Source organism: Wenzhouxiangella sp. YN1 (assembly GCF_056324145.1).
Genome location: NZ_JBJNIO010000118.1, coordinates 1 through 1,506, shown reverse-complemented (window position 1 = coordinate 1,506; position 1,506 = coordinate 1). Strand labels below are relative to the sequence as shown.

Annotated in this window: 1 protein-coding gene and 1 pseudogene; one reads left to right on the top strand and one right to left on the bottom strand. The window is 63.5% G+C overall.

Annotation, left to right across the window (positions count from 1 at the left end; genetic code table 11):
* Positions 1-248: 248 nt before the first annotated feature.
* Positions 249-1,106 carry a hypothetical protein gene (locus ACEWQZ_RS03350; RefSeq protein ID WP_476481659.1) on the bottom strand — a complete coding sequence of 286 codons (858 nt, stop codon included), beginning with the start codon at positions 1,104-1,106 and terminating at the stop codon, positions 249-251.
* 145 nt (positions 1,107-1,251) lie between these two features.
* Between ACEWQZ_RS03350 and ACEWQZ_RS03345 the strand changes: the two are divergent.
* Positions 1,252-1,506 (top strand): annotated as a pseudogene (locus ACEWQZ_RS03345) (hypothetical protein); the annotation flags it as partial.

Here is a 1,506-nt window from a genome sequence, read left to right as displayed (position 1 = left end):
GCGCCTGGCCGAAAGCTTCGAGACGGCGCTGGCGCTCGCCGATAGCCTGGCAATCGTTGCGCCCATCGAAGATGACAGCGACATCGAACAGATGCTGTTCTCGGCGCGCTACGCCTGCCCGGTGTGCGACTACAGCCTGTCGGAGCTCGAACCGCGGATGTTCTCGTTCAACAACCCCAACCGGGACGGGCGAGGTACCACCACACCCCGGTCCAACGTGGGCAGACAGTGCTCGAAATGGCTTCCGATCACGCGTCTGCCATTCCCCCTCTTGAATCGTCCCGGCGGGACTCCGGCTCGACCGCTACAGTGCGGCTGCTCGACAGCGGTTGGTCCACCTGCCCCAGTACCCATTGCGAATCCGAACTCGAGGGCACCAGGGTGAGTGTAATCTGCAGTTGAATGGGGGCCTCCGATGGCCAAGCGGTGGCACTGGAGACCAGTTTCCCGCGCGGGACATGCCGGGCCAGGCGGGCCGGGCTTGTGCCCAGCGGTTGAAGATAGGATTCGACCGGCTGACTGTCCTGCCCATGCGACGACAGCAACTCGATATCGATCCGGTAGGTGCCGGGATGCGAACCGGCGGTGACCAGCCGCAAAGTGAAATCGCGTCGATTGGAACTCGGGCCCAGGGATGCCGAAGCGAGGCGGTGCACCTTCTCGATCGAGTCGGCTTCCATACGGTCCTCGCTGATCTGCTCGCGGACCGCTTTCCGGCAGGCTTCAGGCGAAATGCCGGAACCGTCGAAGAACCAGGACTCGCGCTCGACCACCCGGGTGCACAGTTCGGCATCGCGCGTTTCCACGGCCAGTCGGAGAAAGCAGCGCGAACGCTCGTAGTAGGTCTGTTTCCCGGGCGGGTTGAAGATCAGCCCGGTTCGATCGGCCCGCGAATCGATCGCTTGGCAGCGGGCGATCCCGCTGTCATCGGCACCCTCTGCCGACAGCCCCGACAGCGCGATGATCCCGAGGAGACCGGCGAACGCCCGGCGCCATCCTCGCCGGCGAGAAAATTGCGTGATGTGTGAAGGCCTTGCCATCGCGCCAACCTGACGTCCAACCAGCCCCCCGATGCCTAATGATAACAAGCGACCGGGCCCAGTCAATCGGCTGGGGGATCGATTCTAGGCACCGAACTCCCGGACGGAACGATCCGGGCGGCCCACCGTCGGCCGGGATCGGATTCCTTTGCCCCGTACACGCCAGGCGCGATATATTAGCAGGCTTGTCTCGCATTCACGGCTCGATGCAATGAAGTCGATCAGCGTCCGCGGCGCGCGTACTCACAACCTGGCCAATGTCGATGTCGAGCTGCCTCGTGACCAGTTGATCGTGTTCACGGGTCTGTCAGGCTCGGGCAAGTCGTCGCTGGCCTTCGACACCATCTATGCGGAAGGCCAGCGGCGCTATGTCGAGTCGCTTTCGGCCTACGCACGGCAGTTCCTGTCGATGATGGAAAAGCCCGATATCGACCATATCGAGGGCCTGTCGCCGGCGATCTCCATC